At 75.4% G+C, this 7,769-nt stretch carries 6 protein-coding genes; 1 reads left to right on the top strand and 5 read right to left on the bottom strand.

Annotation, left to right across the window (positions count from 1 at the left end):
• Window positions 1-38: 38 nt before the first annotated feature.
• The 4 genes from BIV23_RS44610 to fmt form a co-directional block, all read right to left on the bottom strand.
• On the bottom strand, window positions 39-1,082 hold the full coding sequence (locus BIV23_RS44610) for a sugar-binding transcriptional regulator (protein WP_071386720.1): 1,044 nt from the start codon (window positions 1,080-1,082) through the stop codon (window positions 39-41).
• 90 nt (window positions 1,083-1,172) lie between these two features.
• Window positions 1,173-1,856: a ribulose-phosphate 3-epimerase gene (rpe, locus tag BIV23_RS44605; RefSeq protein ID WP_071386719.1), complete on the bottom strand. Its 684-nt coding sequence runs from the start codon at window positions 1,854-1,856 to the stop codon at window positions 1,173-1,175.
• 110 nt (window positions 1,857-1,966) lie between these two features.
• Entirely contained in the window at window positions 1,967-3,394 is a 1,428-nt protein-coding gene (locus BIV23_RS44600; protein ID WP_071386718.1) for an RsmB/NOP family class I SAM-dependent RNA methyltransferase, read from the bottom strand.
• Window positions 3,395-3,547: 153 nt separating this feature from the next.
• Window positions 3,548-4,480, bottom strand: a complete 933-nt coding sequence (gene fmt, locus BIV23_RS44595; RefSeq protein WP_071386717.1) for a methionyl-tRNA formyltransferase — start codon at window positions 4,478-4,480, stop codon at window positions 3,548-3,550.
• Between the two features lie 312 nt (window positions 4,481-4,792).
• Here fmt and BIV23_RS44590 point away from each other — a divergent pair, with 312 nt between their 5' ends.
• Window positions 4,793-5,338, top strand: coding sequence for a hypothetical protein (locus BIV23_RS44590; RefSeq protein ID WP_071386716.1), 546 nt, complete (start codon window positions 4,793-4,795; stop codon window positions 5,336-5,338).
• An 87-nt stretch (window positions 5,339-5,425) separates the two neighbouring features.
• Here the strand turns inward: BIV23_RS44590 and BIV23_RS44585 are convergent, their stop codons facing one another.
• Window positions 5,426-7,591 carry a primosomal protein N' gene (locus BIV23_RS44585; protein WP_071386715.1) on the bottom strand — a complete coding sequence of 722 codons (2,166 nt, stop codon included), beginning with the start codon at window positions 7,589-7,591 and terminating at the stop codon, window positions 5,426-5,428.
• Window positions 7,592-7,769 lie beyond the last annotated feature (178 nt).

Here is a 7,769-nt window from a genome sequence, read left to right as displayed (position 1 = left end):
GGGGGGGGGGGGGGGGGGGGGGGGGGGGGGGGGGGCGGTCAGGAACCGTCGGGGTCCGCGCGGCTCAGGGCCGGCTTCGGGGTCGGGCCCGCCGTCATCAGGTAGTCCGCGGCCGAGGTGTCCGTGACCAGGCTGGTGACCAGCCCGGAGCGCAGCACCGCGTCGATCGCGGCCGCCTTGCGCTGTCCGCCCGCGATCGCCACGACCTCCGGGATACGGCGCAGCTGGTCGGCCTTGACCGTGATGCACCGCTCCCCCAGGTCCCGCCCGATCCGGCGGCCCTCGGCGTCGAAGAGGTGCGCGGACATCTCGGCGGCGACACCGAGCGAGGCGTAGTGCGCCCGCTCCTCGTCGCTGAGCATGTCGTGCACCGTCGAGATGCCCGGTTCCCAGGAGCCGATGGAGACGCAGGCGACCGTGACCTTGTCGAAGTACTCGAAGGCCCGGGCGATCCCGGTCTGGTGGCGCAGCGCCGCCGCGGTGGCCGCGTCCGGCAGCAGCATCGGCGCGTAGATGGGGTGCGCGTCCCCGCCCGACACCTGCGCGGCGCGGCGCACCGCCTCCACCGATCCGCGCTCGGCGGTCCCGGCGTCGTACACCCCCGTCAGCTGCACCACGGTGCACGGCGGCAGCCTGTCGAGCGCCGCCGCCATGTGGATGGTGGACCGGCCCCAGGCCAGCCCCAGCACGTCCCCCTCGTCGACGAGTTCGCCGAGCAGGTCGGCGGCGACCTCGCCGAGGTTCTCCGGGTCGGGGGTCTCCTCGGCCTCGGCCGGGGACTCGACCACGACGGCGTGCCTCAGGCCGTACCGGGCGCGGAGCGCGTCGGAGCGCTCGGCGTCCAGCTCGGCCGGCACGCGGATCTCGATCCGTACGAGATCCCGTTCGAGGGCCGTCTCCAGGACCCGGGCCACCTTGAAGCGGCTGACGCCGAACTCCTCGGCGATCTGGATCTTGGACTTCCCCTCGAGGTAGAAGCGGCGGGCCATGGCCGCCGCCTGGACCAGCTCAGCGGGTCCCATCCGCATGGCTGACCGGCCCGCCGACATACCCGACACGGCGATCTCCTCACTGCTGTTCACACTCTGGATTCGCCGTTCATCCTTGCAGATTCGGGGCGACTGATCTGCCCTGATGGGCGCCGTTCACTTAACCGTTCATGTATCTGTGGCTCAGTGGTCGCATGCCCAGGACGACTGGGCGGTGACCGCCTCCGCCTGGGCGCGCAGGGCACGCACCGCCTCCGCCGGGTCGGCCGCGCCGTAGACCGCCGAGCCGGCCACGAACACGTCCGCGCCCGCCTCCGCGCACTGCTCGATCGTCGAGGCGGAGACACCGCCGTCCACCTGGAGCCACATCTGGAGGCCGTGCTTGGCGATCAGCTCCCGGGTGCGGCGGATCTTCGGCAGCATGATGTCGAGGAACGCCTGGCCGCCGAAACCGGGCTCGACCGTCATGATCAGCAGCATGTCGAGTTCGGGCAGCAGGTCCTCGAACGGCTCGATCGGCGTCGCCGGCTTGAGCGCCATGGAGGCACGGGCACCCTTGGCGCGGATCTCCCGGGCGAGCCGCACGGGAGCGGCGGCCGCCTCCACGTGGAAGGTGACCGAGGAGGCGCCCGCCTCCACGTACCGGGGGGCCCAGCGGTCGGGGTCCTCGATCATCAGATGGCAGTCCAGCGGGGTGTCCGTCGCACGCGCCAGGGACTCCACGACCGGCACGCCGAGCGTGAGGTTCGGGACGAAGTGGTTGTCCATGACGTCGACATGGAGCCAGTCGGCGCCTTGGACCGCCTTGGCCTCCTCCGCGAGGCGGGCGAAGTCGGCGGACAGGATGCTGGGGTTGATCTGGGCCATGCCCCAAGACTGCCATGTCCGGAGCACTGATGTTCGCGTCCGTCCACAGGCGGGGCCGTTCATCATACTGGCGCGGCCGCCTGTGGATGACTCCCGGTGAGCGCGTGACCTCAGCCGGTACGACGGATGAGCGCCAGGTACATCGCGTCGGTGCCGTGCAGATGCGGCCACAGCTGGAGGTCCGGCCCCTCGCCGAGCGCCGGTACGCCGGGCAGCAGCGGGCGCGCGTCGATCAACTCCGTCTGCGGGTGCTGCTTGAGCACGTCAGCGACGACCGCCCGCGTCTCGGCGAGATGCGGCGAGCAGGTGGCGTACCCGACGACGCCGCCGACGCGCACCGCGTCGAGCGCGGTGCGCAGCAGGGCGCGCTGGAGCGGCGCGAAGTTCTCCAGGTCCTCGGGGCGCCGCCGCCAGCGGGCCTCGGGCCGCCTGCGCAGCGCGCCGAGCCCGGTGCACGGCACGTCCATCAGCACGCGGTCGAAGGTCCCCGGCCGCCACGGCGGCCGGGTGCCGTCGGCGGCGATGACCTGGTACGGCCCGGGGTTGCCGGCCAGCGCCTTGGCGACCAGCCCGGCCCGGTGCGGCTGCTTCTCGGAGGCGAGCAGCGTGGCGCCGCGCTCGGCGGCGAGGGCGGCGAGCAGCGCGGCCTTGCCGCCGGGGCCGGCGCAGCCGTCGAGCCACCGCGCGTCGGTCCCCTCGACGGGCGCGTTGGCGAGCGCCAGGGCCACCAGCTGGCTGCCCTCGTCCTGCACCCCGGCCCGTCCCTCGCGCACGGCCTCCACCGCGCCCGGCTCACCGCCCTCGGCGAGCCGCACCGCGTACGGCGACCAGCGCCCGGGCACGGCGGCCTCCTCACGCAGCAGCTCCTCGGCGGTGGCCCGCCCCGGCCGCGCGACCAGGGTCACCTCGGGCCGCTCGTTGTCGGCCTCCAGCAGGTCCTCGATCCCGGCGCGCCCCCCGCCGAGGGAGTCCCAGAGCGCGGAGACGACCCAGCGGGGGTGCGAGTGCACGACGGCGAGGTGGTCCTCGGGGTCCTCGTCGTAGGGCGGCGCGACCTTCTCCAGCCAGCCGTCGAGGTCGTGCTGGGTCACCTTGCGCAGCACGGCGTTGACGAACTTGGCCCGTCCGTCGCCGAGCACCACGCGGGCCAGCTCGACGGAGGCGGACACGGCGGCGTGCGCCGGGATCCGGGTGCCGAGCAGCTGGTGCACTCCGAGGCTGAGCACGTCCAGCACCGGCGGATCGACCTCGCGCAGCGGCCGGTCGACACAGGCGGCGATGACGGCGTCGTACGTCCCCTGCCGGCGCAGCGTGCCGTACACGAGCTCGGTGGCGAGGGCCGCGTCCCGTGCGTCGAACTTCTCCGGCCCCTCCTTCTCGCGCGCCTTGCGCAGCAGCGGCGGCAGCACGAGGTTGGCGTACGCGTCCCGCTCGTCGACCGCGCGCAGCGCCTCGAAGGCCAGGATGCGGACGGGGTCCTTCTGCGGTCGGCGGTAGGGCTTGGCGGGCTTACGGGGCCGCCGGGACTGCTCACTCACGAAAAAGGTGCTCCGGATACGAGGAAGGAGGTGCGGTCTCCAGCCTACGTCCGCACACCGTCGCCGCCGCCGCCCGGGCCTCGGGGCCCTGCAGCGGGTCCGGCGACGTCCGGTGTGGTTCGGCGGCACCTCGCGGCACCTCCAGGGGAGCGCTCAGCCCCCGAGGGTCTCGTCCTCGGCGATGCGCACCCCGCGGGCCCAGTCGGCCGCCCGCATCGGCTTCTTGCCCTGGGCCTGCACCCAGAGCAGCTCGACGGCGTACGAACCGGTGCCGACGTGCACGCTGTTCTTGCCGCCCGCCATCCGCCCCGGCGCGAGGTCGGTCCGCTCCGGCGCGGGCGTGACCTGGATGAGCTTCAGCCGCTCGCCGCGGAAGGTGGTCCAGGCGCCGGGCGCCGGGGTGCAGCCGCGCACGACCCGGTCGACGCGCAGCGCGGGTGCGGCCCAGTCCACCTGGGCGTCCTCGACGGTGATCTTCGGCGCGACGGTGATGCCGTCGGCCGGCTGCGGTACGGCCTTCAGGGTGCCGTCCTCGATGCCGTCCATGGTCGCGGCGAGCAGCCCGGCGCCGGCGAACGCGAGCCGCGTGAGCAGGTCGCCGCTGGTGTCGGTGGCCCGCACCTCCTCGGTGACGGTGCCGTAGACGGGCCCGGAGTCGAGGCCCTCCTCGATGAGGAAGGTGGAGGCGCCGGTGATCTCGTCGCCCGCCATGATGGAGTGCTGCACCGGCGCTGCCCCGCGCCAGGCGGGCAGCAGCGAGAAGTGCAGGTTGACCCAGCCGTGCGCGGGGATGTCGAGGGCGACCCTGGGCAGCAGGGCGCCGTAGGCGACGACCGGGCAGCAGTCCGGGGCGATCCGCGTCAGCAGCTCCAGGAACTCCGGGTCGCGCGGCTTGAGGGGCTTGAGCACCTCGATCCCGGCCTCCTCCGCCCGCTCGGCCACGGGCGACGCGACCAGTCTGCGCCCGCGTCCGGCCGGCGCGTCGGGCCGCGTGACGACGGCGGCGACCTCGTGCCGCCCGGAGGCGATCAGGGCGTCCAGAGCGGGAACGGCGACCTCGGGGGTACCGGCGAAGACGAGCTTCATGGGCGGGATCGGGCCTCTCTGGCGGGGGTCGGACGGGCAGCGCACCAGTCTATGACCACCGGGGAAAACCCGCCGACGGCCGGAGCTGCACAGGTCGGCGTCGCGGTCGGGAGACACGGGCGGGGCGCCGGCGCGGAAGCGGTCCCGCACCACCGCCGGGCGCGGGCGCCCGGCCGACCGGCGTACGCATATGCCCGTACGCCCCCACCCCGTGACCAGCGGCGCGCACACGCGTTGGTCAAGAAAGAGTTGACCGCAACGGGCCGCTTTCGCGGCCCAATTCCTTTCAACGCCGGTTCGAGAGGCTTGTTCATGGCCGACCACGCAACCCACGACGCCCAGGCCCGGGCCAGCCTGCACTTGCTGGTGCGGGACATCGAGCGGGTCCGCCGGCAGGTGGACGCGCTGCGCACGCTCACCGCCCAGCTGGGCAACGTCTACCGCCCGCGCCGCTCCGGCCCGTCCACGGGCTTCGTCGTCTACGGACGCGCCCCCGCCCCGACGGTCCGCCTGGCCCAGGAACTCCGCGACAGCGTCGAGACCCTGGTCACGGCCGCCGTGGACTTCGACCGCTCACTCGGCTTCTCGTGGGACGCGGTGGGCTCGGCGCTCGGGGTCACCAAGCAGGCGGTGCACCGCCGTTACGGCGCCCGCCGCGCCGCGGCCCAGGCGGCCGCCGCCGAGGCCGAACGGACGCCGGAGCCGTCCGGCTCGCGCACGCTCGGCGCGAACACCGGCCTGCCCTCGGTGCCCACGGTCCCCGCGGCCCGCTCCATGCCCACGCAGCCCACCGCCGGCAGCCCCGCGCTGCGCGACGACGCCCGCCCGACGGCCTTCCCCGGGCCCCGCAACGGCTGACGCGCCGCCCGCCCCCACCGGTCCGCGCCGCCCTGCCCTCCCGGCACCATGTCCGGGAGGGCGGTCACATCTCCCGGGGGACGCGCGTCACCCGATGTCCGGCGGATCGATCCGCACCCGCACGGGCTCTCCGGCCCCGCTGCCGTTCCCACTCCCCCGCGCCATCCGCGCGGCCTGGGCGGCCTTCAGCGCGGCGGCCAGCGCCGCCCCGCTCCCGGGCGGCACCCGTACGAGCGCCCGCTCCCAGTGCTCACCGGGCGGCGGAGCACCGGGCCTGCGGGGTCGGCCGGGCGGCGTGGACGGCACCGGAACCGGCCCCAACACCTCGGCGTCCGGCGGCAGTTCGGCCGACGCCAGGAATCCGGCGACAGCCGCCGGCGGTCCCGTGACGGCCGCCATCCGGGACACCGGCGGGAAGCCCAGCTCCGCCCGCTCGGCCAGCTCCCGCACCGCGTGCCCGACGGGGTCCCAGCGCACCAGCGCCTGCACCGGCCGCAGGGTCGGCTCGGCCACCACGACCACCGTGCCCCCCTCACCCTGCGACCGGACCAGCGCGCTCGCCGCGATCCACCGGCGCAGCGCGTCCTCGCCGGCCCGCAGGTCGGGGCGGACGAGCATGGCCCAGCCGTCCAGCAGCAGGGCCGCCGCGTAGCCGCCCTCGGCGACGGGCTCGGCGCCCGGGGTGCTCACCACCAGCGCGGGCGTGCCCGGCACGGTGTCCAGCACATGCTCCCGTCCCGAGGTCCGCACCGGAACGGCGGGAAAGGCGCGCCCCAGTTCCTCGGCCGTCCGCCGTGCCCCCACCACCTGGGCGCGCAGCCGGAAGCCGCCGCACTCCGGGCAGTGCCACGCGCTCTCCTCGCGCCCGCACCAGCCGCATACCAGCACTCCGGCGTCCTGGCCCTGGAGCGGTCCGGAGCAGTGCCGGCACCGCGCGGGCTCCCGGCAGTGGTCGCAGGCCAGGCGGGGCACGTAGCCCCGCCTGGGCACCTGCACCAGCACCGGGCCGTGCCGCAGCCCTTCCCTGGCCGCCTCCCAGGCGAGGGTCGGCAACCGGGCGGCGCGGGCGGCCTCATCGCGCGCGAGATGCTCGTCCCCGACCGTCCGGACCAGGGGCACCGCCCGCCGTACCTGCTCACGGCCGGCGACCAGCGGCCGGGCCCAGCCGCTCTCCACGAGCTGGGCGGCCTCCACGGTGCAGGAGAGGCCACCCAGCAGGAAGGCGCACTTGTCCAGCGCGGCGCGCAGCAGCAGCACATCGCGGGCGTGCGGCTGCGGGGCGTGCTGATCGCTGAGGCTGTCGTCGCCGTCGTCCCAGACCGCGACGAGGCCCAGGTCGCGCACGGGGGCGAACATGGCGGCCCGTGTCCCCACGACGGCCCGTACGGATCCGCGCCGTACGGCGAGCCACTGCGCGTACCGCTTCTCGGGGCCCGCGTCCGCGGTGAGCAGGGCGTGCCGCCCGGGGCCGAGCAGCGCAGTGAGCGCCGCGTCGACCCGCGCGGCGGCCCGCCCGTCCGGTACGACGACGAGAGCGCCGCGCCCCGAGGCGAGCGTGGCGGCGACGGCCCGGGCCACCTCCTCGCTCCACAGCGGACCCGGCAGCGCGTTCCAGACGGCCCTGGGGGCTCCGCCGGAGGCCAGCGCGTCGAGGAAGGCGACCCCGTGCTCGTACCGCCCCCAGGAGCCGGGGCCGGGTCGCGTGGGCGGCGGCAGCGGCGCGGGCGACGGGCGCTTCTCGGCGGCGGCGCTGCGCGGCGGCACGGCCAGCTGGAGCACATCGGCGAGGCTGCCGGCGTAGCGGTCGGCGACGGCCCGGGCGAGGCCGAGCAGCTCCTCGCTCAGCACGGGCTCCGGGGAGACGACCTGGGCCAGCGCGGCCAGCGGTCCGGAGTAGTCGGACTCGGCGCGGCGCTCGACGAGGAAGCCGTCGATGAGCCCGCCGCCCTCGCGGCGCCCTTCGCGCACCCGGTGCCGACCGGCCCCGAACCGCACTCGCACCCGCACCCCGGGCTGCGCCTGCTCGTCCAGCTCTTCGGGGACGGCGTAGTCGAAGTAGCGGTCGAGGTGCAGTACGCCCTTGTCGACCAGGACCCGGGCGACGGGCAGCTCCTTGGCGAGCGCGGCGCCCCGCCAGGTGCGCGGTTTGGCGCGTGGCGTCTTCGCCTTGCGCACGCTCTCCCTGATGAGCGCGAGCTGCTCCGGCGGCGTCCCTTCGACGCCCCCGCCCCCCTGCTCGTTCTCGCTGCTCACGCTTGCATTCTTACCAAACGCCACTGACAACGGGCCGCTCGCGGCCCGCCGTTCACATGCATGGACGGCATGACGACGTCGGCTCCCGGGAGCACCGAACGGTGGTCCCGGGAGCCGACGTCAGCCGTGGTGCCGTCCGCCTCAGAGGCCGGCGGCCTTGCGCAGGGCGTCGACGCGG

This window comes from Streptomyces monashensis, assembly GCF_001866665.1.
Classification (GTDB): Bacteria; Actinomycetota; Actinomycetes; order Streptomycetales; family Streptomycetaceae; genus Streptomyces; species Streptomyces monashensis.
The sequence above is the reverse complement of the archived record's forward strand: the minus strand, read 5'-3'. Positions and strand labels throughout refer to the sequence as shown.